Origin of the sequence: Tistrella mobilis (assembly GCF_039634785.1) — a bacterium.
GTDB classification, from domain to species: domain Bacteria; phylum Pseudomonadota; class Alphaproteobacteria; order Tistrellales; family Tistrellaceae; genus Tistrella; species Tistrella mobilis.
This window is the reverse complement of sequence record NZ_JBBIAB010000002.1, coordinates 409,298-435,341: the sequence shown is the minus strand read 5'-3', so window position 1 is coordinate 435,341 and position 26,044 is coordinate 409,298. Positions and strand designations below refer to the sequence as shown.

At 68.7% G+C, this 26,044-nt stretch carries 20 protein-coding genes; 9 read left to right on the top strand and 11 right to left on the bottom strand.

From position 1 onward, the window contains the following. Positions 1–116 precede the first annotated feature (116 nt). Entirely contained in the window at positions 117–1,763 is a 1,647-nt protein-coding gene (locus tag WI697_RS04700) for an AMP-binding protein (RefSeq protein WP_345957595.1), read from the top strand. Positions 1,764–1,838: 75 nt separating this feature from the next. On the opposite strand, the gene WI697_RS04695 is transcribed toward WI697_RS04700, so the two are convergent. After that, positions 1,839–2,378, bottom strand: coding sequence for a peroxiredoxin-like family protein (locus tag WI697_RS04695; protein ID WP_345957594.1), 540 nt, complete (start codon positions 2,376–2,378; stop codon positions 1,839–1,841). Between the two features lie 66 nt (positions 2,379–2,444). On the opposite strand from WI697_RS04695, the gene WI697_RS04690 reads away from it, so the two are divergent. Further along, positions 2,445–3,251: a helix-turn-helix transcriptional regulator gene (locus WI697_RS04690; protein WP_345957593.1), complete on the top strand. Its 807-nt coding sequence runs from the start codon at positions 2,445–2,447 to the stop codon at positions 3,249–3,251. Here the strand turns inward: WI697_RS04690 and WI697_RS04685 are convergent. The 5 genes from WI697_RS04685 to WI697_RS04665 are packed head-to-tail and all read right to left on the bottom strand — an operon-like array spanning position 3,232 to position 7,610. Continuing rightward, positions 3,232–4,857 (bottom strand): O-linked N-acetylglucosamine transferase family protein, encoded by a 1,626-nt coding sequence (locus WI697_RS04685; RefSeq protein ID WP_345957592.1) that lies wholly within the window; start codon positions 4,855–4,857, stop codon positions 3,232–3,234. The genes WI697_RS04690 and WI697_RS04685 overlap by 20 nt on opposite strands. Further along, a complete protein-coding gene (locus WI697_RS04680; protein WP_345957591.1) occupies positions 4,854–5,786 on the bottom strand; it encodes a hypothetical protein in 933 nt (310 codons plus the stop codon). The genes WI697_RS04685 and WI697_RS04680 overlap by 4 nt, the downstream gene beginning before the upstream one ends. Before the next feature lie 11 nt (positions 5,787–5,797). After that, positions 5,798–6,103, bottom strand: a complete 306-nt coding sequence (locus WI697_RS04675; RefSeq protein ID WP_062764048.1) for a PqqD family protein — start codon at positions 6,101–6,103, stop codon at positions 5,798–5,800. 11 nt (positions 6,104–6,114) lie between these two features. Further along, the gene (locus WI697_RS04670; RefSeq protein ID WP_345957590.1) at positions 6,115–6,942 is read right to left on the bottom strand and encodes a TylF/MycF/NovP-related O-methyltransferase; all 828 of its coding nucleotides are present in this window, start codon (positions 6,940–6,942) and stop codon (positions 6,115–6,117) included. Beyond that, positions 6,942–7,610: a CmcI family methyltransferase gene (locus WI697_RS04665; RefSeq protein WP_345957589.1), complete on the bottom strand. Its 669-nt coding sequence runs from the start codon at positions 7,608–7,610 to the stop codon at positions 6,942–6,944. The genes WI697_RS04670 and WI697_RS04665 overlap by 1 nt, the downstream gene beginning before the upstream one ends. On the opposite strand from WI697_RS04665, the gene WI697_RS04660 reads away from it, so the two are divergent. Beyond that, positions 7,609–7,968: a hypothetical protein gene (locus tag WI697_RS04660; RefSeq protein WP_345957588.1), complete on the top strand. Its 360-nt coding sequence runs from the start codon at positions 7,609–7,611 to the stop codon at positions 7,966–7,968. The two genes, WI697_RS04665 and WI697_RS04660, sit on opposite strands and share 2 nt — an antisense overlap. Before the next feature lie 74 nt (positions 7,969–8,042). Here the strand turns inward: WI697_RS04660 and WI697_RS04655 are convergent, their stop codons facing one another. From WI697_RS04655 to WI697_RS04635, 5 genes are all read right to left on the bottom strand, one after another. Further along, on the bottom strand, positions 8,043–8,192 hold the full coding sequence (locus WI697_RS04655; RefSeq protein WP_345957587.1) for a hypothetical protein: 150 nt from the start codon (positions 8,190–8,192) through the stop codon (positions 8,043–8,045). Positions 8,193–8,384: 192 nt separating this feature from the next. Next, a complete protein-coding gene (locus WI697_RS04650) occupies positions 8,385–9,566 on the bottom strand; it encodes a serine hydrolase domain-containing protein (protein ID WP_345957586.1) in 1,182 nt (393 codons plus the stop codon). A 96-nt stretch (positions 9,567–9,662) separates the two neighbouring features. After that, entirely contained in the window at positions 9,663–10,913 is a 1,251-nt protein-coding gene (arsJ, locus tag WI697_RS04645) for an organoarsenical effux MFS transporter ArsJ (RefSeq protein WP_345957585.1), read from the bottom strand. Beyond that, complete coding sequence (locus WI697_RS04640; protein ID WP_345957584.1) at positions 10,907–11,920, bottom strand: ArsJ-associated glyceraldehyde-3-phosphate dehydrogenase; 1,014 nt, start codon at positions 11,918–11,920, stop codon at positions 10,907–10,909. The genes arsJ and WI697_RS04640 overlap by 7 nt, the downstream gene beginning before the upstream one ends. Before the next feature lie 4 nt (positions 11,921–11,924). Beyond that, positions 11,925–12,773 (bottom strand): metalloregulator ArsR/SmtB family transcription factor, encoded by an 849-nt coding sequence (locus WI697_RS04635; RefSeq protein ID WP_345957583.1) that lies wholly within the window; start codon positions 12,771–12,773, stop codon positions 11,925–11,927. A gap of 145 nt (positions 12,774–12,918) precedes the next feature. Here WI697_RS04635 and WI697_RS04630 point away from each other — a divergent pair, with 145 nt between their 5' ends. From WI697_RS04630 to WI697_RS04605, 6 genes are all read left to right on the top strand, one after another. After that, positions 12,919–14,151 (top strand): MFS transporter, encoded by a 1,233-nt coding sequence (locus tag WI697_RS04630; protein WP_345957582.1) that lies wholly within the window; start codon positions 12,919–12,921, stop codon positions 14,149–14,151. 235 nt (positions 14,152–14,386) lie between these two features. After that, complete coding sequence (locus WI697_RS04625) at positions 14,387–16,120, top strand: Hint domain-containing protein (protein WP_345957580.1); 1,734 nt, start codon at positions 14,387–14,389, stop codon at positions 16,118–16,120. 94 nt (positions 16,121–16,214) lie between these two features. Further along, on the top strand, positions 16,215–19,376 hold the full coding sequence (locus WI697_RS04620; RefSeq protein ID WP_345957579.1) for a hypothetical protein: 3,162 nt from the start codon (positions 16,215–16,217) through the stop codon (positions 19,374–19,376). Continuing rightward, positions 19,373–23,266: a hemagglutinin protein gene (locus WI697_RS04615; protein ID WP_345957578.1), complete on the top strand. Its 3,894-nt coding sequence runs from the start codon at positions 19,373–19,375 to the stop codon at positions 23,264–23,266. Before WI697_RS04620 ends, WI697_RS04615 begins: the two co-directional genes overlap by 4 nt. Continuing rightward, complete coding sequence (locus tag WI697_RS04610) at positions 23,263–24,657, top strand: ComEC/Rec2 family competence protein (RefSeq protein WP_345957577.1); 1,395 nt, start codon at positions 23,263–23,265, stop codon at positions 24,655–24,657. The genes WI697_RS04615 and WI697_RS04610 overlap by 4 nt, the downstream gene beginning before the upstream one ends. After that, positions 24,654–26,042: a ComEC/Rec2 family competence protein gene (locus WI697_RS04605; protein ID WP_345957576.1), complete on the top strand. Its 1,389-nt coding sequence runs from the start codon at positions 24,654–24,656 to the stop codon at positions 26,040–26,042. The genes WI697_RS04610 and WI697_RS04605 overlap by 4 nt, the downstream gene beginning before the upstream one ends. The last annotated feature ends 2 nt before the right edge of the window (positions 26,043–26,044 follow it).

The window sequence follows — 26,044 nt, the reverse complement described above, 5'->3', positions numbered from 1 at the left end:
TGGCGTGACCCGAACGGCCATTGCCGACAAGGGGCCCGGTGCATACCTTCGCCCGGAACGTCACGCTGCGGAACAAGCGGCGGACCGTCACTCGTGAACCGGGGGAGACACAACCGATGACCCAGTCCTGGGCAGATGCGGCCGCAGGCTTTGATTTCGAAGCGATGCTGCGCCAGTCGCTGGCCGGCGATCTTGCCGCGATGAATGCCTGCGTGGAGTGCTGCGACGCCCATGCCGCCGCCGATCCCGAGCGGGTGGCGCTGCGCTATGAAAGCCGCGACGGCCATGGCGGCACCATGACCTTCGGGGCGCTGAAAGAGGCCGCCGGCCGCTTCGCCAACCTGCTGGCGGCGCGCGGCATCGGCCCCGGCGACCGGGTCGGCGGGCTGCTGCCGCGGGTGCCGGAACTGCTGGTCACCATTCTGGGCACCTGGCGGGCCGGCGCGGTCTATCAGCCGCTGTTCACCGCCTTCGGCCCCAAGGCGATCGAGCATCGCACCGCCACCGCCGGCACGAAGCTGATCGTCACCGACGCGCAGAACCGCGACAAGCTGAACGAGCTGAGCGTGCCCGCGACCATCGCGGTCATCCGCGGCGGCGCCGGTGCCGGCGATCTGGATTTCGACGCCGAGCTGGCTGCGCAGAGCCCGGATTTCGCGCCGGTCATGCGCCAGGGCGAAGATCCGTTCCTGATCATGTTCACCTCGGGCACCACCGGCCCGGCCAAGCCGGTGATGGTGCCGCTGCGCGCAATCGCCGCCTTCAAGGGCTATATGCAGCTGGCGGTGGGGCTGCGCGCCGACGACGTGTTCTGGAACATCGCCGATCCGGGCTGGGCCTATGGCCTGTATTACGCAGTCACCGGGCCGCTGGCGATGGGCGTCGCCACCACCTTCTATGACGGGCCGTTCACGGCCGAGAGCACCTATGGGCTGATCGCGAAGCTGGGCGTGACCAATCTGGCGGGTGCCCCCACCGCCTATCGCCTGCTTCTGGCCGCCGGCCCCGAACTGGCGGACGGCGTGAAGGGCCGGCTGCGCGCGGTTTCCAGCGCCGGCGAGCCGCTGAACCCCGAGGTGATCCGCTGGTTCGCCGAACATCTGGGCACGGTGATCCACGATCATTACGGCCAGACCGAACTCGGCATGGTGCTGTGCAACCATCATGATCTGGACCACCCGGTCCAGGCCGGCGCCGCGGGCTTCGCCGTGCCCGGCCACCGCATCGTGGTGGTGGATGAAGACACGCTGGAAGAACTGCCCGTGGGCCAGCCCGGCATCCTGGCGGTCGACCGCGAAAACTCGCCGCAATTCTGGTTCCAGGGCTATTGGAACATGCCCACGAAGTCGCTGCGCGGCCGCTATTACCTGTCGGGCGACACGGTGGAGCTGAACGAGGACGGCAGCATCTCGTTCGTCGGCCGGTCGGACGACGTCATCACCTCGTCGGGCTATCGCATCGGGCCCTTCGATGTGGAAAGCGCGCTGATCGAGCACAAGGCGGTGGTGGAGACCGCCGTGGTCGGCAAGCCCGACCCCGAGCGCACCGAGATCGTGAAGGCCTTCGTGGTGCTGAAGCCGGCTTACGAGCCGACGCCCGAACTGGCGGAGGAATTGCGCCGCCATGTCCGCGCCCGGCTGTCGGCCCACGCCTATCCGCGCGAGATCGAATTCGTCGACGAACTGCCCAAGACGCCGAGCGGCAAGCTGCAGCGCTTCATCCTGCGCAACCAGGAAAAGGCCAAGGCGGAAGCCGGCGCCTGACGGCAGCGTCGCATCCATGACACGGCCCGGCGCCCTATTCAGGGGCCGGGCCGCTTCCGTTCAGATCGCTTCCGTTCAGAGCGCGCCCTGGTATTCGCCCCGGGCCGGATAATCGGCCTTGATCACGAAATCGAGCGCCGCCAGCAGCTCTTTCGCCGGTGGCCGGGCGAAGGGCATGGTCTGGATCGCCATGTAATAGAGCGTGCCGTCGGCGCGGACCAGGAACAGACCGGGTTCCGAGAACAGCGCCGGTTCCTCGATGCCGATCGAGGTGGTGCCGCGGCCGGCGGAGATATAGAGCCCCCAGGCCCGGGCGGTGGCGAGATCCAGCCCATAGCCCAGACGCAGGGCCGAGACGCCGGCGCGTTCGGCCATCTGCCGGGCGCGATCGGCATCATCGGACGAGATTGCGATCAGCTCCACCCCGCGGGCGGCGAAGTCGGGCACCAGCCGCTCCAGCTCTTTCAGCTGGGTGATGCAGATCGGGCAGTGCAGGCCGCGATAGAAGGCGATCAGGGTCATGCGCTCCGGTCGGGCGGCGGCGATGTCGAAACGGCCATGGGCGAGCGTGTCGACGGCCAGCGCCGGCACCGGCGCGCGGGGGGTAAGCGGCATGGGGCAACCTCCTTGGATGGACAGGACGTCTTGACGATATGAAATCATCCTTCCAGAATTCAGGACATGGATGGTCCTGAAGATCTGATCCAAAGTCCTGACGACAGCACAGCCCCGGGCGCCCTGCGCATCGACCGGCTGTCGGCCTTTCTGCGCCGCTTTCCGCTGCGGGTCACGGCGCTGCGCGGGGCGGCCGGGCTGGACGGGCCCCCGGTACAATTCGCGCTGGCGGGCGATGCCGCGGCCCCGGTGGCGCTGTTCGATGCGGTGGATGTCCGCCCCGCCCTCGCCGACCGCCCCCCACTGCTGCTGGCCGCGATCGCCTTCGGCGGCGCCGGCAATCCGCTGCTGGCGGCGCTGGACCGGACGATCCTGCTGCCGGCCGGCCATGATCCGCGGCTGGGGGCGATCCTGGGGGCGCTGGTCGCCGAATGGCAGGATCCCCATTGCGGGGCCGCGGGCATGATCGAACGGCTGGTCGAGGCCGCGGTCATCCGCCTGCTGCGCAGCGCCGTCGCCGACGGCGCCGACGGCCCCGGCCTGCTTGCCGGCCTGTCCCACCCCCGGCTGCACCGCACGCTGGCCGCCCTGCACGAGGCACCGGAGCGGCCCTGGCGAGTGGAAGACATGGCAGACATCGCCGGCATGTCGCGCAGCGCCTTCATGTCCGCCTTCCGCACCGCCCTCGGCACCAGCCCCGCCGCCTGGCTGACGGCCTGGCGCCTGGCCGAGGCCCGCCGCCATCTGGATGCCGGGCACACGGTCAAAGAGGCCGCCCGTCTGGTCGGCTTCGGCAGTGCCGAGGCCCTGGCTCATGCCCATCGCCGCCGGATGGGCCAGGCCGCGCCGCCGCTCAGCCGCCGGCCAGGCTGAAGAGCTGCGCCTCGAAGGCACGGATGGTGGCGGGGATCGCCGCCGCCAGCCGGGGGGCATGGGTCGCGCGAAGCCCGGCCCTGAGCGCGCGGCGGGCCTCCGCATCGTCGATCAGGGCCAGCACCCGCCCGACCCAGGCCGCGCGGCCTTCTGCAACCAAACCCTCGGGGCCCAGGCAGCCCAGGATCGAGGCCGTGGTGCGCGAACAGGCCTGGTCACCGCCCATGGTGACCACCGGCACGCCCTGGGACAGCAGATCCAGCGTCACCACCCCGCCGGAATAGGGCCAGGTGTCGAGCGCCAGATCCAGGCTGCGGATCATGCTGAGATAGTCGGACGGCACGCCGCGCGCCAGCCGTTCCACCCGTGCCGGCGCCAGCCGGTGGCGTTCCTGCCAGCGATCGAGCCGCGCCCCGATCGCCGGGTCGAGGACGAGATCGTCCTGCAGCACCAGCACGGTGGCGGGCCGGGCCGTCAGGATGGCGGCGAAGGCATCGAGCAGGCTGTCGGACAGCTTTTCCAGCCGCGCGGGGCAGCCCAGACGCAGGACGGCATCGGTGCCGGTCCGCGGATCCCCGTCGGGCGGGGCGGCAAGCGGCGTGCCGAGCGTCGGACAGGGCACGTCCAGCGCCCGGAGCGCAGCGGGCAGATCCACACGCTCGGCCGGCGGCAGCAGAACCGGGTCGGTCACCAGCCCGTCCATCACCGGCAGGCCGGTGCCCGGCAGATAGCCCCAGGCCTGGATCTGCAGCGCGGCCGGGCGGCGGGCGAAGATCCCGATCCGGTTGCCGCCGACATGGCCGTCCAGATCGACCAGAATGTCGATGCCGTCGGCGCGGATGCGGTCGGCCGCCGCGGCATCGTCCAGCCCCGCCAGCCCGCACCAGCCGTCGACCGCAAGGCGCAGCCGCAGCAGCTGCGGATCGACCGGGGCCGGCAGGGTGGGATAGCAGGTGATCCGGAAACGGCTGCGGTCATGGCCCATGATCATCGGCAGCACCACGCGCGCTGCGGCATGATTGGCGAAACAGCCGCCGACATAGCCGATATGCAGCCGGCCATCGGCGGCCCGCGGCCGCGGCGCCGGCCGGCGCGGCCAGGACATGCCGGCGAAGACCGCATCCTGACGCCGGCGCAGCCCGGCAGTGGTCATGGCCGGATCGCAATTGGCGGCATAGAGGATATTGCCCGCCAGCCGCCAGTCGGCCGGATCGAGCCGCCGCCCCTGGTCCCAGGCAGCCACCGCACCGGCCAGATCGGTCAGCAGCAGCCGGGCGCTGCCGGCGATGCGGCACAGATCCGCCGTCATCGCCGAGGCCGCCGCCATATGGGCCGCGGCCTCGGTCGGGCGGCGCCGGCGCAGGGCGCTCTCCCCCGCCAGCGCCCGGAGGCCCGGATGATCCGGCCGGTCGGCAAGCCCCGCCGCCAGCACCGCATCGGCCTCGTCGAAGCGGCGCGACCAGCGCAGGATCCGGACCAGCGTCTCGCGGATCCCGGGTGCGGGATCGATCGCCAGCGCCCGGTGCAGCAGATGAACGCCCTCGTCCAGCCCGCCCGACAGCGCGCGACGCCGGCCTTCGGCCATCAGTGCCGCCGCTCTGGTCATGATGCAGCACCGTCCCGTTGGATCATCTCCGGCAAGGCACGGGCGAGGTCGGCCAGGCGGTCCAGCCCCTCGGGCGGGGACAGGGTCAGCACCGGCATGTGGCGGGCAAGATCGAGCATCGCCTGCGAAAATCGCGCGGTCACGCCGTAGAGCGGCAGGGTGCGCGGCCCGCCGGTGATCTGCGCGCCGATCTCCCGCAGCGCGACCAGGGCGGCCAGGCGGGTCAACCGGGCCGGGCCGTCGGTTCGGGGCCCCAGCAGAAGCATCCCGGCGACCGGCACCGGATCGGGCGCCGGATCGGCCGCGGGCGCGACCAGGATCTTGCCATCCGGCGCCGGCGGCCCGGTGAAGCCCAGGGCCTGCGCCGCATCCGCCATCAACCGCAGCCGCGGCAGAACCGGGGTGACGGTCACCCGCCCGTCGGCGACCACGGGCGAGACCATGTCATCGGCGATCACCTGCCCGCCGGCCCCGATCAGTGCCGCGGCCAGGGTCGATTTCCCGCGGCCGCTGGCGCCGGCGATCAGGATCGCCCGCCCCGCCACCACCACGGCGGCGGCATGCAGCGGCAGCCGGCCGCGGACCAGCAGGGCCGCGACAAGGCCCGAACCGGCGGCGGTCGTCCAGGCCAGATCCCGCAACACCGGGTCGGGCGCATAGACGTTCAGCCGGTCCGGACGCGTCATCCACACCGCCCGGCCGTCGGGCTCGTGGATCATCCAGAGCCCGCCTTCCCCGCTCCAGCGGCGGATGCACCAGTTCGGCCCGGATGCATCTCCGCCGCGCCCGATCCCGGGCGGATCGGCCGCATCGGCGATGACGAGGTCGGCGGTGGCGAGGTCGGCGGTGACAGCTGCGGGCGCGGCCGCCGCCGGCAAGGGGCGGTCGGATGCGATCACCAGCCCGGCGGCGGTATGGAACCAGGCCATTCCGGGCCGGCTCAGCCGGCGATGTCGACCAGCCCGTCGCCGATCAGCCCTTCAAGGAAGGGGGTGACGTCGGCCAGGCAGGTTTCGGGGTCGACGGCATAGATCGCGGTCAGCCGGCGGCAGAGATCCCCCAGCGAGACCGGCTCGGCGATCATCGCCGCAATCCGGCTGCCGGTGCTGCCGAGTGCCGAATAGGCGCCGCTCTCGGCATCGAGCAGAACCGTCTCGCCATCCATCTCGGCAGTCAGAATGCCGGGGCGGATGCGGACCAGGGTTTCGGGCGAGAGAACCGACGAGGTGGGGCCGGGCTGGGTCATGATGGTTCCGTTCAGCTCTTGCGCCAGGCGACGCAGGTCCAGTCGACCCGGTCGAGCGGGGTGGTGATGTCGCGGACATGCCGGAACATGTCGGTGGCGATCCGGCAGCCCTGCACGGCGCCGTAATCGTCGATGATGATCCAGCCGCCCGGCACCACGCGGTCATAGAGCGCCTCCAGGGCGGCGCGGGTGGAGGTGAAGAGATCGCCATCCAGGCGCAGCAGGGCGAGCGGCCCCGTCTCCAGCCCGGGCAGCGTCTCTTCGAACAGCCCCTCGACGAAGCGGACCCGATCGTCGAGCAGATCGAAGCGGCGGAAGGCGTCTTCGACCAGCGGCCGCGAGATCGCGAGCAGATCGTCCTGCCGGAACAGGGTGTCGCCGGCATCGATGGCATGCGACGGCGCCGGCACGCCGGCAAAGCTGTCGGCCAGCCAGACCCGGCGGTCGGCCATGGCATGCACCGCCAGATAGCCGCGCATGAAGATGCCGCACCCGCCCCGCCAGATCCCGGTTTCGATCAGATCCCCCGGCACGCCCCCGGTGCGGATGTCATCCAGGCAGGTTTCCAGATGATCCAGCCGCTGGCGGCCGGTCATGGTATAGGCAAGCCCCAGGCCCGGGCGATCGGCCGCCGTCCAGCGCCCGTCATCCCGCCGCGCGGCCGCCGCCGCGAAGGCCTCTGCCTCGGTGAAGCGGATGTCGCGCAGATGGCGGGGGTCGGGGTCGGTCCCGGCCGCATGGCAGGCCGCGACATGGGCAAGGCGCAGCTCCGCCTCAAGCCCCGTCTGGTTGAGCAGCACCTGCTTCAGCAGATCCAGATACAGCCGGGTCGGGCTCATCAGGCCGGATCGTCGCGGCGGCGGAGATAACCGCCGGGGTTGAGCGTCATCATGAAGCGCTCGCAGGCCGGGTCGACCTCGAATTCCGGATGCCGGGGCAGGAAGAAGGCGATCGCCTCGCTCGGCCCCGGCCCGTAATCGGGCCAGTTGGGCCGGCCGTTGACATGGCCGTCCTCGACGATCAGATAGCCGCCTGGCCGGACCAGCCCGGCATAGGCTTCCAGCTCCGCCAGCACATGCAGCAGCCGGTGGTCGCTGTCCAGGATCACCATCACCTCGGCATCGGGGCCGAGGGCGGCGGCACGGTCGTAAACCGCCCGGACCATTTCGGGCGCGGTGGAACTGCCCGACAGAAAGGTGAGGCGCGGATGAACCGGCAGATCCGCCCGCCGGTCGTCATTGTGCAGATCGATGCTGATCACCTCGCCCGCCCCGATCAGATCGCAGATCGAGGCCAGGAACAGCCCGCTGCCGCCCTTGAAGCTGCCGGTCTCCACGATCAGCGCCGGCCGGCGGCGACAGATCAGCTCCTGATACATCATCAGGTCGGTGGGGTATTTGATCGCGTCATGGCCCAGCCAGGACACATGATAGGTGCGCCGACCGGCCGCGAAGCCGTCGAAACTGGCGCGCATGAACTGCACGGTCGCGTCGTTGCGATCGGTCATGACCGTGGTGTTCCCGCGGTGTCAGGACACGCTGGACGCATCTCCGGAGATACTCGCACCCGCTTCGGCAGTTTTCAGCATCGCCGTGGACGCGACCGGGGCAACCCAGGTCAGACGGTCATCGGAGCGCGCCGGCTCTTCGGCGTTCCTGGTTTCCTGCATGCTGCATCTCCTCAATCCTGTGGATGTCGAGCTGCCCGGCCCATGGTTCAGCTCATCAATGGCCGACAGGTCTTTTTTCATAGAACAGGACGATCATCACATCCAGCAGAAATCAGAGGATCCTTTGACGTATTCCCGTCCGGGTTTTCCTGGCCCTCAGGGCATCCACAAAGAACAGATATCTCTCGCCCGTTGATCGATGACCTGCCGAATTTTCTTCGCCAGATTGAGAAGAAGCCGGGCCGGGCTCTTCGCCGTCCCGGCGCACCGTCACGAAACCGAGGAAGAGCCGTCGAGAGTGGTCCCGCCACCAATTTCCGCAGCCGTCAGATTTTGCGTCCGCGCCACCGGCTTCACCCAGATCTCGCGATCCATGGCGGTGGCATCCTCGACGTCGGAAACGATTGCGCGGTCGGACATCTTCGCGGTCTCTCTGCCAGGGCCTAAGCCGGTACGGATATGGGCCGACACGGATATGGCCGGCGGGCAGCCCGGTTCAGGCTGCCCGCCTCTTCATACCAAAAGACGTCATGAAGAACACGATCGTATATCTTCGCCCCTCCCCGACCGTTGCGCGCAAGCCGGCGGTGCCGTCGTCAGGACGGCGCGCCCTCACCGCCCGTAAACCGCCCCCTCCACCGCCAGATAAAGCGGCAGCGATTTCACATCCGCGAAGGGCAGGATCTGGGTCGCATAGACCCCGGCGAGGCCGGTCTTCGGGTCGATCCAGTAATAGCTGTTGGCGAGCCCCGCCCAGGCGAGAGAGCCGGCCGGGCGGCCGGTGGGCGCGTCCTCTTCGTTGATCATGAAGCTGAGGCCCCAGCTTTTGGGCAGGCCGGGGAAGAACTCGGCATCATTGGTCAGGTCGTGGAGCACGGCCTTGAGCGGGCGGACGCGGAGATCGCCCATGGCGTTGCGGCCCATCTGCGCGACGGTTTCGGGCTTCAGCACCTGGCCCCCGCCATCGGCGCGGCCCTGGTTCAGGAACAGGCGGCAGAAGCGCAGATAGTCGCGCACCGTGCCGTAAAGCCCGCCGCCGCCCATTTCGAATTCGGGATCCTGCGGGATTTCGAGATCGGTGGCGGTCAGCCCGCCATCGGCCCCGCGGGCATGGATCGGCGCCAGCCGGGCGCGCATGTCGTCGCGGATGCGGAAGGCGGTATCGGTCATGCCCAGCGGCCCCAGCACCTCTTCGGCCAGATACGCGCCCAGCCGGCGGCCGGTCACCGCCTCGACCATCCGGCCGGCGAAATCGATGCCGACGCCATAATCCCAGTGCGTCCCCGGATCGGCCATCAGCGGCACGTCGAGCGCCGCAAGCTGGCAGCTGACCACCGGCGGCAGGCCCATCACCTCCTGGCAGCGCACCACGTCGGCATTCCAGAAATCATAGGAAAAGCCGGAAGTGTGGGTCAGCAGATGGCGGAGCGTGACCGGGCTCCGCGGCGCGCGGAGCCGGGGATTGCCGGCCGCGTCGAACCCGTCCAGCACCTGGACCCGGCCGAGTTCGGGCAGCACCTCGGCGGCAGGGCCGTCGAGCGACAGCGCCCCGCGCTCCACCTGCTGCATGGCGGCGGTGCCGGTGACCGCCTTGGTCATCGAGGCGATCCAGACCACGGTGTCGGGCGTCATGGCCTGGTCGCCGCCCATGGTGCGGGTGCCGGCCGCCGCCTCGAAAATCTGGCCATCGGCATCGCCGATCGCCACCGCCACACCCGGCACATCGCCGGCCGCGGCCGCCTGGTCCAGCAGGGCCTGCACCCTGGGGCCGAATTCCTGCGCGTTCACGCTCATCAGACGTTCCTCCGGTGATCCCGGCCGTGTTGCCCGGCCGTTGTCATGGCGCAAGTCTAGCACGCTGCATAACGCAATATGGAGCGGTGGTTTGCGTCAGAGCCGCCGGGCGGCCAGCCAGCTGAACAGGGCCATGAGACCCGCGGTCGCAAGGCAGAGGCCAAGCCCGCCCAGCTGATAGCTCACCCCCGACAACAGGGTGCCGATCAGCCGGCCGGCGGCATTGGCCATGTAATAGAAGCCGACATCGCGGGTGATCCGCCGGGCATCGCCGAAGGCCAGGATCAGATAGGAATGGACCGAGGAATTGATCGCAAAGACGAAACCGAAGAGCAGCAGCCCCGCAACCAGCAGGACCGTCAGCCAGGCGGCCGGTGCCCCCGCCAGCCAGACGGCGGCGGCGAGTGCGAAGGGGATCGGCACCAGCGCCGCCGCCCAGAGGATGGCCTTGCGCACCGTCGCCGCCTCGGCCTCGCCTCGGGCCTTCAGGATGCGCGGCGCCAGGGCCTGAACCAGGCCATAGGCGATGATCCAGAGCGCCATGAACCCGCCGACGATGAAAAACGCCGCGCGCCGCCCCTCGGCGGTGCCGTCCGACAGCACCGCCTGGAAATAGACCGGGATGCCGACCACGAACCAGACATCGCGGGCGCCGAACAGGAACATCCGCGCCAGCGACAGCCGGTTCACCCGCGCATCTTTCGACCGCCAGCCGGACCAGCTTTCGGCGGCCTTGATGCGCCCGGGCAGCCCCGCGGGCAGGAACAGCAGCACGGCGGCCAGGATCAGCGCCAGAACCACCGCCATGCCCCAGAGGGCGGCCTGGAAACCGGCCAGCGCCAGCAGCGCCGCGCCCAGAAAGAAGCCCAGCCCCTTGACCGCGTTCTTCGAGCCCGTCAGCAGCGCCACCCAGCGGAACAGCCCGCCACCCGTCGCGGGCGCCAGCAGCTTGACCGCCGATTTGGACGACATCTTGGCAAGGTCCTTGGCCACCCCCGAGACGCCCTGCACCGCCATCACGAAGCCGACCGAAGCGGCCAGGCTCCAGCCCGGATCGAGCCGGGTGAGGGCGACCAGTGCCCCGATCTGCAGAACCAGCCCACCATAAAGCGTCGCCGCCAGCCCGAACCGCGCCGCCAGCCAGCCCGCGGCCAGATTGGTGGCGATCCCCGCCAGTTCATACAGCAGAAACAGCCAGGCGAGCTGCACCGGCGTGAAGCCCAGCGCGTTGAAATGCAGCAGCACCAGCATGCGCAGCGCGCCATCGGACAGCATGAAGGCCCAATAGGCGGCGGTGACGGCGGCATAGGCGCGGACAGGGTTGGCGGGGGCGGCCTGCTTCACCATGAAGATGCCACCATGCGCACGATGTCCGCCAGACGGCAGGCATAGGCCCATTCATTGTCGTACCAGGCGTAGATCTTCACCTGGGTACCGCCGACCACCAGGGTGGAGGGGGCATCGATGATCGCCGAGCGGGGATCGTTGACGAAATCGGCCGAGACCAGCGGCCGGGTCTCGTAGCCCAGGATGCCGGTCAGCGGCCCGGCAGCGGCCGCCTCGAACAGCGCATTCACCTCGGCGACGCTCGTCTCCCGCGCCACCTCGAAAACGCAATCGGTGATCGAGGCGTTGAGCAGCGGTACCCGTACCGCATGGCCGTTCAGCCTGCCGGCGAGTTCGGGGTAGATCAGCCCGATGGCGGTGGCGCTGCCGGTCGTGGTCGGGATCAGGTTCATCAGCGCCGATCGCGCCCGGCGCATATCCTTTGCCGGCCGGTCGACCATGGTCTGGGTGTTGGTCACGTCGTGGATGGTGGTGATGGAGCCATGGCGGATGCCGATGCCCTCGTGGATCACCTTCACGACCGGCGCCAGACAGTTGGTGGTGCAGGATGCCGCCGTCACCAGGCGGTGCGCGGCCGGATCATAAAGCCCGTGATTGACCCCGTAGACCAGATTGAGAGCCTCCCTGTCCTTGACCGGCGCGCTGACCACCACCGTCTTCACCCCGGCGGCGTAATAGGGGGCGAGTGCCGCCGAGGTCTTGAAGACACCGGTGCAGTCGATCACCAGATCGATGCCGGCATCTTGAAGCGGCAGGGCCGCGATGGTCTTCTCGCGGGTGAGGCGGATATGCCGCCCGTCCAGGATCAGCCCGTTTTCTGCCGCCGCAACCGGCCTTTGCCAGCGGCCGTGGACGCTGTCGAATTCCATCAGCAGCGCATGCTGGGCGGCATCACCCGCGGCATCGTTCAGAAGGACGATATCGCCACCGGCGCCGGTATCGATCAGGCGGCGCAACACCAGCTTGCCGATCCGGCCGAGGCCGTTGAGGGCGATGCGGGGAGACATCGGGTCAGACCTCGTCACTGGTCGCAGCCTCGGCGGCGATGCGATCCACCCGGCCCTGCAGGGCCAGCCGGTCCAGCGCTGCGAAGGGGAGTGCCGTGAAGATGGCGATGCGCCGGCGCAGGGCGCCATAGGTGCGGGCGAAGGCCAGCGCCTTTTCGCTCTCGGTGCCCTGGGCCTTCGCCGGGTCGGGCAGGCCCCAATGGCCGGTGATCGGCCGGCCCGGCCAGGACGGACAGTCTTCGGCGGCGGCGGTGTCGCAGACGGTGAAGACGAAATCCATCACCGGGGCCCCGGCTGCCTGGAAGTCGGCGACGGGCTTCGATCGCAGCCCCGAAATGTCGTGGCCGTTGCGGGCCAGAACCTCCAGCGCCGCCGGGTTCAGCCGACCGTCGCCGCCGGTGCCGGCCGAAAAGGCGGTGAACCGGCCGCCGCCCAGATCACGCAGCAGCACCTCTGCCATGATCGAGCGGGCGGAATTGGCCGAACAGATGAACAGCACGTTGAAGCCGGCATCGCGCATGGCGGGATGGTCCTTCTGAGGCCCCAGAATGGGGCCGAGCAGATCCGGGCGGGCACGCCCCAGATCGAGCGCCAGATAGCCGATCAGCCGCTCGGTCGCCGCCAGATCCACCGCATAGAGCAGCGAGCGGCCCTGGCGTTCGGCCGTGATCAGCCCCACACCCGCCAGATCGGCCAGGTGATGAGAGAGCGTGTTCTGCTTCAGCCCCAGCGCGGCGGCGATCTCGGTCGGCCGCACGCCCTGGGGCGCGAAGCGCATCAGCAGGCGGAAGACCGAGAGACGCCCCGGATGGCCGAGCGTGGCGAAGGCATAGGCGGCATATTCGTTTTCCATAGTTCCGGAATATAGGAAATATGAGCGCGCCGCTCGTGAAACCTTTATGACGGTGGCCGCAGGGGACCCCTGCACGAAAACGCCTGGCCCCGGCCGATAATTTGTCCGTACAATTCGGGACCACCAGACCGAACGGATCCGCCCCATGGCCCAAGCCGACACCCCCCACCCTTCCACACCTGCCGATATCCCAGGGCCGCCGCGGCTTCTGACCGCGCTGCTGGTGACCATGGCGGTGCAGATGGTGTCGACCGGGGGCGCGCTGGCATTGTCGACCATCGCGCCGATCGCCGCCGCAGCACTGGGGGTGGCGCCCGCGCTGGTCGGTTTTCAGGTCAGCCTGGTCTATCTGGCCGCCGCCGTCACCTCGGTGATGGCCGGGGGGATCGTGCGCCGCTTCGGCCCGGCCCGGGCGTCGCAGATCAGCATGGCCACCTTCGTGATCGCCCTGCCCGCCTTCGGGTCGGGCAGCCTGCCCCTGATGGCGGCGGCTGCCCTGATCGCCGGCTTCGGCTATGGGCTCAACAACCCCGCCGCCTCTCAGATCCTGATCCGGGTAACGCCCGAACGGCGGCGCAACACGGTGTTTTCGCTCAAACAGGCCGGCGTGCCGCTGGGGGGCGTGACGGCGGGGCTCGCCTTCCCGGCCATGGCCGTGGCGCTGGGCTGGCAGTCGGGGCTGTGGCTGGCCGCCCTGGCGCCGCTTGCGCTCATCCTGGTGCTGCAGCGGCTGCGCCCGGCCTGGGATGCCGATCGCGAGCCGGGGGCCCGGATCGCACAGGACTGGATGCAGGGCCCGCGCCTGACGCTGCGCGAGGCGCCGCTCAGGGCGCTGGGGCTGCTGGGCCTGCTCTATTCCATGCTCCAGCTGTCGCTGTCGACCTTCACCGTGGTGATGCTGGTCACCGAACACGGCTGGTCGCCGGTGGCCGCCGGCAGCGCGCTGGCGCTGATCCAGGCCTCGGGCGCGCTCGGCCGGGTGATCTGGGGGTTCCTGGCCGACCGGCTGGGGGCGGGTTTCCTGGTGCTCGCCATCGTGGGCGCGATCTCGGGCGCCGGTGCGCTCGCCATCGGCCCGGCCGCGGCGGCCGGACCGGGGGTGCAACTGGCCCTGCTTTGTCTGATTGGTAACACAACCAATGGTTGGAATGGCGTGATGCTGGCGGAAGCCGCCCGCCGGGCGCCCACCGGGCTGGTCGGTGCCGTGACCGGGGGCGTGCTGATCCTCACCTTCGGGGGCGTGGTGATCGGCCCCGCCGGCTTCAGCGCCGCCCAGGGGCTAACCGGCAGCTATGCCGCCACCTTCGCCCTGTTCGGCCTGGTCTCCCTTGCCGGCGCCGCCTTCGCGTTCCGGGCGCATCTCGCCAATCGGCGTTGACCGGCAGCACACCTTCACGGCGTCTGTCCATCGCATTATGCAGCAGATTAACGACCGTTGGTTTTCAAAGAACGGTCATTGACACCCTTTCGGCTCAAATCTAACCTTTCACGCAATAATCCTGAAAGTGGGAACGAGCAGACCGGCAGACACGCCTCTCCCAGAGGCGTGAACGGGGTCGCTTATTCCCGGATCAAGGACATGAGGGGAAGGGGATCGGATCATGAAAAGGCGCATGACGGATATCGGGGTCGACCGCTTCGGCAGGCTGGCAAGCCCGATGAGCAAGGCAGAGGCCGATGTTTTCCAGACGGTGACCCGCGAAGCCGCGGCCACCCCCAACGGCGTGATGTCGCTCGACATGCGCAACGAGACGCATCGGCAGTTCATCCTGGACCGCTTCGGCGGCGATGACTATCTGGAGCGCCACTTCCCCAGCACCCGCCGGCTGATCAAGCTGACGGAGGCCCACCACACCGCCACCGGCGGGCCCCGCAAGGCCACGCTGCTGGAGATGGACGATCCCCAGCCGGGCAGCTGGGTGCCGGCGGTGACGCTGACCTATCTGGGGGTGGAGCCGAACAGCAACCAGGTTTCGGCCCAGGGCATCGTGACGCTGACCGGCATCTCGACGGTCACCGCGCTCAACCTCATTCTGGTCGACAACCATACCGGCCAGCAGATCGGCAGCAGCTCGATCCCGCAGCAGTACAACAGCACCACCCAGGTGGTGGAACTCACCTCCGGCGCCTCGGTGGTCGACGGCAAGCTGGATGTGACGGCCACGCTGTCGGCGGCCTATCTGCCGGCCGGCGCCAATGCCCTGGAAACCGTGGTCGCCACCGCCGATCTGCGCGGCGTGGACGCGATCGACACCCTGACCGTGGTCGACCCGAACCACAATTCGCACCCCACCCGCGACTACATCAAGGTCGGCCTGAACCGCACCGACAACCAGGTCGGCGATTGCGACTATTATTACCAGTACGGCAATGACGGCTCGAAGCCGATCGTGGGCCTGGCGGTCAATGGTTCGGCGACCCTGCTTCAGGGCTATACCGTCGCCCAGAACCCGAATTTCAACGGCAGCTGCATCCTGTTCCGCCGCTCGGGCCAGGGCGATGGTGCGGCGATCGCCTTCCCGTCTGATGCCATTCCGGGGCTGTGCACCGGGGCCGGCGGCGCGATCAGCTGGGCGATCGGCCCCGACTGGCTGCAGGGCGCGCCCTGGGATCAGGGCCAGACCATCGATCTCGACTTCCTGCTGAACTTCAGCCTGTCGACCGGCGAGAACGCCTTCATCCGGGTGACCAGCGTGCCGCTGGGCCTTGGCACGCCGCCGGCCAATATCGGCATGGTCGCGCCGATCCAGTTCGTCTGGGGTTGTGTGGCCGCCGGCAGCCTGGTGCAGATGGCCGACGGCACGACCCGGCCGATCGAGAGCCTGACCGCGGGCGAACGGGTGGCCGACGGCATGGGCGGCAGCCTGCGCATCGCCGAAATCTGGCGCGGCACCGAAGACAAGCCCATGGTCCGCGTGGTGACCGAGGGCGGCGGCGAGGTGCTGCTGACCCACAACCACCCGGTGCCGACCACCGCCGGCGTGATCCTGGCCGAGGCGCTGGAGACCGGCGCCGTCGTCACCACCGATCACGGCCCCGCGCAGGTGGTGCTGGTCGAGCGGGTGTCCCATGACGGCCAGGTCTTCAACCTGGATCTGCTGCCCGACGGGGCCGAAAGCCTGGCCGATATCGACGACGACGCCATCACCGGCTTCATCGCCGGCGGCATTCTGGTGGGCGACAACCGCATGCAGGCGGTGCATGCCGCCCGCGCGGCGCTGCCGGCCGATCTGCCCGACCCGGTCGAGATTCTGGGCCAGACCCTGGGCGACGACTGGCGGCTGGACGTGACCAACGCCCGCCGGATCGCCGCCGGCCTGGCGCCGATCGCCCGCATCGACGGCTGATCCCAACCCACAGATCACGACGGACGACGACGCATCCCGCCGGTCCCATGGGGGCCTGCGGGGTGCGCGGGCTTCTGCATCGGGGGAAGAGCGCATGTCCACCGCCACCACGCCGGCCGCGCCGGTCATCTCGTCGGTTTCCTGCACCACCGGCGGCACCCGCCCGGTCTTCTCCCTGGCCTGGATCATCCAGCAGGGATACACCGGCCCGTTCACGATCATCGTGACGACCGCCGGCGGCACCGCCGTCACCGGCACCGCATCGGGCATGACGCCCAATGGCGGCACCTGGACGGCGGGCGAGGACATGAACGCCCAGACCACGATGTATTACGTCCAGGTCGCCGTTCAGAGTGATCCGACCATCATCTCCGACCGGGCGCCCCTGCTGTTTGCGCCGGTCACCAACATCACCACCGCCTATGACGGCATCACCCTGTCGGTGGGCTGGACGGCGGCCGCCTCGGCCATGCCGGCCGGCCAGACCCAGATCCGGCTGACCACCGGCGGCGGCTCGCAGGTCGCCTCGGTCACCTCGGGCACCGTCGCGCAATTCGTGGTCGCCCCCAATCTGCGCAAGGCCGGCGGCACCTGGACCGTGAAGGTCACGCCGGTCTTCGACATCTCCAGCGGCCCGGTCAGCGACCCGGCCACGGTGCTCTACGCCCGGCCCGACGTCACTGCGGTTGCGGTCGTCATCCCGCTCGAGACCGTCAACACCACGATCACGGTGTCGGGCGCCGGCCTGCCGGACAGTGGCGATGTCTGGTTCATCGCCAATCTTCTGCAGGACGGCCGCGCAGTTGCCACCACGGCGCCGATCGCCGGCACCCGGATCGGCACACGCACCTGGCAGTTCCCCGCCGGTTTCGGCATCGCGGCCGATCTGGCCCACGACTATGCCGTCACCGCGGCGCTGTCCTCTGCCACCGCCGGCACCGCCACCGGTCCCGACGGCAGCGCCATGGGGCTGGTGCTGCTGACGCCCATGATCGATGTCGTGACCACGGCCTCGGGCACCGACCGCACGGTCACGGTAACCGTGCTGCCGCCGGCCGGCGACTGGCGGATCAGCGGCTCGGCGATCAGCGTGCTCGCCCCCGACGGCCAGCCGGTGACGGGTGGCCAGGCGTCGGGGACGGGCCTCACCCACAGCGTCACCCTGGCGGGCCTGACCATCGGTGGCGCCTATACGGTGATCGCCGCCGCCTGCCGGGGCTCGTCCACCGGCCCCTATACCACCACCCGCCTGCCGCTGCTGACCTCGGCGCCCGCCCTTACCACCGCCAGCCTGGATGGCGGCGTGGTCACTGCCGCCTGGAACACCGTCGCCGATGCCGGTGTCACCGGCTACCGGCTCGACCTGGTCTCGGGCACCGGGGTGATGGCCTCGGGCAGCTTCAGCGGCGGATCGGGCAGCCTGCCCGTCCCGCAGCTGCCGGCCGGCGACCAGGGGGCAGCCCCCTCTCTGGTGGTCACCGCGATGGGCAGCGGCACCACCGGCCGCACCACCGGCCCGGCCTCGGCCGCCCTCACCCTGATCAGCGAGGCCGTAGCGGTAACCGGCATCGCCTTCCCGGCCGCCGGGGGCGACGTCACCGCGACCCTCAGCGCCGCCGGCCAGGGCGAGGACGGCTATACGCTGGAGCTGTGGAAGAACGGCACGCTCAGCCAGAGCCTGACCAGCGCCACCACCGCCGTGACCGTGCCCGCCGCCGCCCTCACCGATCCGGCGAGCTATACCGTGCGCGGCCGGGCGACGCGGTCCAATGCCGCGGTCAAGGGGCCGTGGAGCGCGTTCACCCCGCTCGGCAACATCGCGCCGGCAGGCCTTGCCATCGCCTATGACGGCGCCACCGCCACCCTGTCCTGGCGGGCAGTGGAGGGGGCATCGGCCTATCTGGTGACCGGCATCCCGGGCTCCGGCGGCGTGCTGACCACGGCGCCGGCGCTCACCGCCGCCATCGCCTATGCCAGCGACCAGAACCCGACCCTCAGCGTTCAGGCGATCACCGGCGTCACCACCGGCCCCGCCGCCTCGGCCCAGGTCTTCGCCGCCGGTCTCTATCCGACCTTCGCCCAGGATACCGCCGCCGCGATCATTCCGGCGACCACGCCGGCGATGACCGCCTATCAGATCACCATCGGTCTGCCGCAGCTGTTCACCACCCCGCCGGCCGCGGCGGATCTGCCGGCGGTCGCCCCCTTCGCGATCGTCGAGGGCACGGCCCCCTACACCTATGCCCTGACCATCGCCGGTGATCCGGAGGCCCTGCCCTGGACCTTCACCGCCGATGCCGTGCGCCCGGATCTGGTGACCGCCTGGAACGGCTTTCTGACGGCGCTGGAAACGGCCACCGCCACCCCGCTCGCCATCCAGACGGTGCAGGCGGCGATCGCCCGCGCCATGCCGCAGACCTTCGTGGAAACCCTGTTCTTCGGCTACAGCTTCAACCCCGACAAGGGCTATGTCGATCTGCTGCCGGGCATGGTTCTGAGGGTGGAGTTCGAGGCCTATACCAGCATGCCGGCCGGCTCCACCGATCAGAATTATCTCAACGGCTTCGTGACGTCTGCGGTCGCCCGCTGGCAGGTGGGGCGGATGGTCAAGAACGGCGTCACCTGCACGGTGCTGGATGAATTCGTAGGGCTGGTCACCGGCCAGGGCGGCACGGCGGTGCCGCGGCCGGTGCCCGCCAACCGCAAGGTCGCCGGTGCCGGCGGCCTGATCGATACCGGCTGGTCGACCATGCAGCAGCCGCTGCTCCGCCTGGTCTATCCGCAGGCCTTCCCGTCCTGCGCCCAGCCGGGCACGCCCTATCCGGAACTGAATGCGGTGCTGCTCGCCGCCTCGAAACTGTCGGATCTGGAGGCGGCGACCCAGGCCGCGCATAACGGCACCGATGCCAGCGCCCGGGCGGCGGTGCTCTATTTCCGCGGCCGCACCACGCTGGTGGCCGAGATCCGCATCCTGGTCAACGGGGTGGAACAGCTGGTGCCGCTGGGCACCACGCTGGGTGATGTGCTGGCGGCGCGCGCCCAGGAGCCGTCGGCAGCCGGTCTGCCGCTGACCGGCATCCGGCTGACCCGCGGCACCGGCCCGGCACCGGCCGGCACGCCCGCCAGCTACAATGCCGGCGGCGGCCAGCCGCTCAGGGTCGACTGGGCGCCCGCGGCCAATGCCGCGATGACCGCCCTGCCGCTGATGGCCGGCGACCGGATCGAGATCGGCACCCCGCCCGCAGGTGCCGCATGAGCGGCGGGGCCGAGCCCGCCTTCAACCGTGCGGCTCAGGGCTCGCCGCTCTACTGGCTGACGGATGGCGGCAACCGGGCGGGGTTCCTTGCCTCGGATGCCGCGGGTTTCGGCGACACCATCACGCTGTCCACCAGCTGGACCGATGCCCGGGGGCTGTGGTTCTGGCTGGACCAGGCGCCCGCCGACCCGGCCGGGTTCGCCGACCCGCTTCAGGCCTTTCTCACCCTGCTGCCGCCGGCCCGGGGCCCGCGCTTCCTGTGGCTCGCGGGCGTGGCGCAAGGTGTCAACGGCTGGACCGGCTCTGCCGTCGACATGGCCCGCAGCGGCGACGTCACCACCGTAACCGGCGGCCAGACCTTCAATGCCGGCGGCATCGTGGTGCTGGCGTCGGCCGGCGGACAGGTGATGGTGGAGCAGACCTCCAGCGATCAGAGCTGGCTGTTCCGGGTCCATGACGGCGGCGCGTTCACCCTGCTGGCGGGGGATGCCAGCCTTGCCGCCAGTCAGAACCTCTGGGGCGTCAGCTACAATCCGGCCCGGCCGGGCGCACTGGTCTGGACGCTCGATCTGCCCGCCCCAGCTACCGATGAGGCGGGCGAGGGCGAGGTACCGGTGCTGACCGCCATGGGCGCCAGCCTGCGCTTCTTCGCGCCCGACATCGACCCGTTCATGGCGCTGGACGAACCCGCGGTTGCGACCGGCGGCATCCGTAGCCTGCAGGTGGTGCCGCTGCGCCAGCGCGCGGCGGTGGCGCTCTATTGCGCCTTCGACCCGCTGGCGCCGCTCGATCCCACCCGCACCCGGTTCGGCCTCGCCCCTTTCGGCGCCGCAGCCTCGGGCGATGCGCCGGTTTTCGACAGCGGCTATGTCACGGCGCTCGGCTATGGCGTGCAGCTGAGGCCGGTGCGGATGGCAAGCCAGACCCAGCCGGGTTTCGTTCTGGCGGTGCAGCCGATGACCACGGGGGCCGTCGGCGACAGCCCGGCCGATGTGCCGGTCTCGTATTACATCACGCCCGATGGCGATTTCACCCTGCTCGGGCTCGACCAGGGCGGCCAGCTGGCGACGGCACAGGTGGCGCCCGAGATCGCGGCGGCCGCCCCGGCGGTGCGCGTGCTCTGCGGCACCACCGGGCTCGATTATGTCGGCCTCAACACGGCCGACGGCAATGTGTTGAGCTTCCGCGCCGGCCGCGCCGCCTATGCCCCGCCCGCCCGCGCCGACGACGATGCGCCGGTGCTCACCCAGGACGACGCGCCGGCACCGCCGGCCCTGACCGATCTCGGCACCACCGCCTGGAGCTGGATTTCGGCCGGCAGCGCGCCGCGCTATTACGCCCAACCCGAGGATGCGCCCTTCTATGCCGGCGGCTATTCGGGCTTTCTGTCCTATCTGGAAATGGCCGCCACCGATCTGGTGACCGACGATCCCGCCCCCGCCTTCCCCATGGTCGGCTATGCCGGGCTTGCCGCGGAAGATGCGGTCTTCGCGCGCGACATCGAGGCGCGCGGCATCGCGCCCGAACGCCGGCGGCGGATCGGGCTCGCCACCGGCACGCAATGGAATGTGGCAAGGGCCGCGGATGCCACAACCACCCAGGCCGGCACGGTGACCCCGGCCGTCTCCCCGCCCGGAATCGCCATCGGCTATGCCGGCGACAATCAGCCCTGGGCCTGGCTCGGCATCGGCAATATGGGCAGCAGCGACGGCCTGCCGGATCTGCGCTTCACCGCCATCGACGGCGCCTTCCGCCAGGCGCTGCTGTCCAACCGCCTGTTCATGGTGCTGGGCTCGGCCGCCACCGTGATGGCGTCGGGCTCGGTCGCCTATCAGCTGACCCAGGCGTCGATGAACCTGATCAAGGCCCTGCCGCCGGGCAAGGGCGTGTCGGAAACCGTGTGGAACCAGGTCTCGGCCACGGTCTCGCGCGCCGGCTATCCGGTCTACGACACCGAAACCGCCTTCGACCAGATGCTGACTCAGGCGACATCGGGCACGATCACCGCCGAAGAAACCCTGGTCTTCCAGCGCTTCGCCGGGCTGCTGACCCCGGTGATCGGCGACTGGCTGTTCCGGATGAGCCCGCGCAACTGGGCCGCCCCCGATCGCCAGGGGCCGAAAAACGCCCGGCTGATCTTCAAATTCATCAGTGGCCGCACGCTGGCCGATCTGGTTTCCGACACCGCCGCCTGGAACTGGCCCGAGGCATCGTCGGATGACGGCAAGGCCGAAACCGCGCGCAGCGACATTCAGGCGATCATCCGCTCCGCCCGCGAAAGCGTCGCCACCGCCCGGCTGAAGAACACCGCCTCGCCCTATGACCGTTTCGTCGAGGTGATCGACGATCCCGACTGGGCGGGCGTGCTGGCGCTGTCGGTGGAGGTGCCGCTCGACACCCTGCCGGAGCCGCTGCAACCGCTGGCCGCCGGCATCGACCCGGCCGGGTTCTACGCCCATCATCTGGGGCTGACCGCCACCTCGTTCACCTCGGACAACGGCACGCTCACCTTCGACACCACCTCCACCTTCGGCCTGATCGACTATCAGGATCCGATCGACCAGTATTTCTCCAGCGACATCGCCTTCGCCTTCAAGGTCCAGCAGCTGACCGTCGGCTTCGAGAACGGCCGGCTGGCGAGTTTCACCAGCTCGGCGCAGCTGATGGTGAACCGGGTGTTCGGCGCCCAGACCCGGCTCTTCCCCACCGACCACGGCAACAATCTGATCCTGGACGGCGTCTATCAGTCGGAAGCCGCCGACGGCGGCGACCGGCGCGACACCTATGTCTTTGCAATGCGCGAGGCGGGAGCGTTCCAGCTGCAGCTGGGCCAGCTGTCGGAAATGGCGGTCGATCAGACGCGCATGGTCACGGCCCGCGCCGCCGACCCCGAAACCGGCAACACCACCGTCACCGCCGCCTTCCAGATGGCCGGTCGCCTGCGTTTTGCCGAGCCTGAGAAGTTCGACCCCTTCTGCTGGGGGCCGCCACTGACCGCGGCCGGAACGATTGTGGACGGCGGGATCGACCTGCCGGCCGAGACAGACACGAGCGATGCCGCATCGGCGGCCGGCCTCGCCTATTCGAACTATGCCGTCACCATGAGCTTCTCGCTGTCCGACCCGACGAAAGTCACCTTCACGGTCCAGGATGCCGACCTGACCCTGAATGCGGCGAACAGCAGGGCACGGCCGAATTCGCTCTTCGCCCGCTTCCCGCTGAGGCTGGCCGGGTTGATGGGCACCCCGGATCCCGCGGTCACCGGCCAGGTGTCAACCCGCACCCCGGAAGCCGCCGGCTTCGTATCGATCTCGGCCCCCCTTCAGCAGGCGAAACTGACCCAGCCCTGGTACGGGCTGGTCTACGAGGTCGACCTCGGCACGCTGGGCGCGCTGGCCGGGTCGGTGGGCATCACCGTGCGCCTGCTGGCCGCCTGGAGTGCCGGCGGTGGCGACAAGGGCAATCCCGGCATCTATTTCGGCGTGGCCCTGCCCGGCATCGAGAACATGCTGGGGGTCAGCCTGCCGCTGCAGGGCATCCTGGATATCGGCTTCCGGACCATCCAGTTCACCACCTATGAAGACGAGCAGCACGGCCGGCAATATCTCATGCGGCTCAGGGATTTCGGGCTGCATGTGCTGGGCCTGTCCTTCCCGCCCGGCAAGAACGACATCACCGTCTTCGGCAATCCCGACCAGACCTCGAACACCAAGCTCGGCTGGTATGCCGCTTATGACGACGGCAAGGAGGTGCCCGCGAACAAGTCGGCTGCCACCGAAGGCCGTCTCGCCGGCCCAGGCCGGAAGGCGCCTCCGGCACACAGGACCGGGGCGACCATACGCGCGGCGCGCGGCGCCAGACTTCGGACGGATGGCGGAGAGAGCGCATGACCGACACGCCGGACATCACTCTTGCCCATCTGCTCCGGATCGAGAACGCCGCGCGGGTGATGATGTCGTGCCTGTGGTGCGATCAGGGCATGGCCAATATGCTGACGGCCAATGAATACGAGGACGACTATATCCCCGATGTGGTCGCCCTGTTCGACTTCGGGACCACCGTCAGATTTGTCACGAAAACCCTGGTGCCGAAGCTTGCGGCACCGGCGGTCGAGAGGGTCTGCGAGGTCCTGGAAAGCCAGGAACAGGCCGGCAAGCCACCACACATCGACCTGGTGGTGATCAGTCACCAGGACGAAGATCACTGGAAGCTGCTTCGCTACCTGATGGACGCCGTCAAACTGCGCAAAATTCCGATGACGGTCGGAAAGATCATCTATGCCGGCAGCGACTGGGGTCAGACCGCACGCAATACACTGGTCGAACTCGGGACGTATACCGCAAATCCGAAAAAGGATCTGACCTACTGGGACACGCTGGTTTCGGACTATAGCAATCCGAGTAAACCGCCGACCCAGACAGATGCGATGGGCGACATCGTGATCCGAACGCTCATCGCCAATTCGCCCACCACCTCCAAGGCCAAGTCGAGCGAGCGCAAGAACGCGACGTCGGCGGTCATGGTGATCGACTATGCCGGCGAGCGGATCATCCTGCCCGGGGATGCAACCTACGAGACCCTGAACCAGATCAACATCTATCTCAGCGCCTGGAAGAACAGTCCGGTTCAGCCGGTTTCGCTCATGTCCGCCCCTCATCACGGGGCGCTGGCCACAATGACCAAGAGCAGCACGACCGACAACGACGCCGATCTGAGCGAGTTGATCCGCTTCACCGAACTCACGCAGCCGAACAGCGTCATCACCAGCGCCGGCATCGCCAACAGCCACAGCCACCCGCACGCGATCGTTCTGAAAAAGCTGATCAAATATGCCGGGTCGGGAGCGTTCCTTCTCCACCCCGTGGTCTATTACGACCTCGTGGCCAAGGAATTTCGTGTGCAGAAGGAAGTAATGGCCAACCTCTACACCACCGTACTGGGTCTCGACACGCCGGTGCCGGTCGCAAACTGGTTCTACACGCTCACCCCCGATGATCCGATGGTGACCAATGTCGAAACCTTTTACGGCGCCTGTAAGGCACTGATCAATGTCCCCGATACCTCCCCCGACGTATTCGGGCTGGAGATGGAGATCAGCGAGGACGACGACAAGGATGGCGACATGACGGAGGCCATGACCGCCATCACGCCCCTGCCATCTGCACCGCTCCGCTTCCGGTCTTCTCCGGAAAGTCGCAATGGCATGACGGCCCCGGTCAGACGCGCCAGCGTCCTGATCCGCCCCACGCCAGACCGGACCAAAGACGAGGGCGCCGCATGACCATCGAACTCGCCTATATGGACGGCATGTGGTGCGGCCAGGGCATGGCGCATCTGCTCAGGCTCTATACTGACCGCTATGCACGGCCCGACAAGGATGCGGCCGAGATGATGGCGCTGTTCGACTTCGGTAATTCAGGTGGCGGTCTCAGCCAGTCGAAGGAAGTTCTGGGCATTACCCCGCCGGTCAGAACGCTGATCGAGGCGCTTGAGCTGCAAATGGCCCAAGGCAAGCCTCCGAAGCTGGATCTGGTGCTGTTCAGCCATCAGGACACAGACCACTGGACGCTGACCAAGGAGTTCCTGGATCAGGTCGCGACGCGCAACATTCCACTAGAGGTCGGTCGCATCCAGCTCGGCGGCACGAATTGGGGCCCGCAGGCCAGGGCGACCATCGGCCGTCTCGCGAAATTTCTGCCCGAAGGCGACGGCCCCGTTTCCTACCTCACCAATGCCAGCGACTATGGCGATGCGAATGGTGACGTCACGGAGACCATGGCACTCGGCCCGGTCTCGATCCGGACCATCGTGTCCAATGTGCCGAGCGCCACGAAATCCCAGGCGCTGATCAAGAACGGCAGTTCGGCCGTGGCGGTCGTTCAGTATGGCCAGACGGCTTTCATCCTCCCGGGCGATGCCACCTACGAGACGTTGGACTTTGCCAATACTCTTCTGCAGGCGTGGACGCAGTCACCGCTGCCCAATATCTACATGATGTCGGCGCCACATCATGGTTCCCTCGACACCATGACGCGCAAAAATATCGGTGATAAGAGCGACCTTGCCGAGTTGAATACCTTCGTCGAACTGACATTACCATATTCTATATTTGCCAGCGCCGGATATTACAGTCATCACAAGCATCCCTATCTGTCCATCCTGGTCGCTCTGTCTAAACATACAGGCTCTCACGAATACCCTGACCCGCATGGGGTCGTTGCCTATGAGGCCGATACGGCGCGCTGGACCCTGCTCCCAGAGGTCGACCGGAACGTCTACACTACGGTTCTCGATCTCGACCCCGACAAGCCGCTGCAATCGGCCGACTGGCTGTTCTGGATCAATGACCAGGGCCATTTCGGCACCGATGCCCGGTTCTTCGAAGGCGGCGCCCGACAGATCATCGGTGTTCCGCAGACTGATTCGACCACGATGATCCTGGAGGAAGACGGCAGCGGCGGCGGTGGTGGTGGTGGTGGTGACAGTATTTCTGCCGTCACCGCAGCACCCGGCCCGCTGCGCGTCGGCGACGTCCTGCCGGGCATTAAGCGCGGCCATCTCGTCCGATCCCGCCAGATCCTCGACAGAGGCCGCGCGGCATCATCGGTCGGATCCGCCCGTCCGATCCCGCCACCGCGCCGGGTCAGACCGCGCATCGCCGTCTGAAC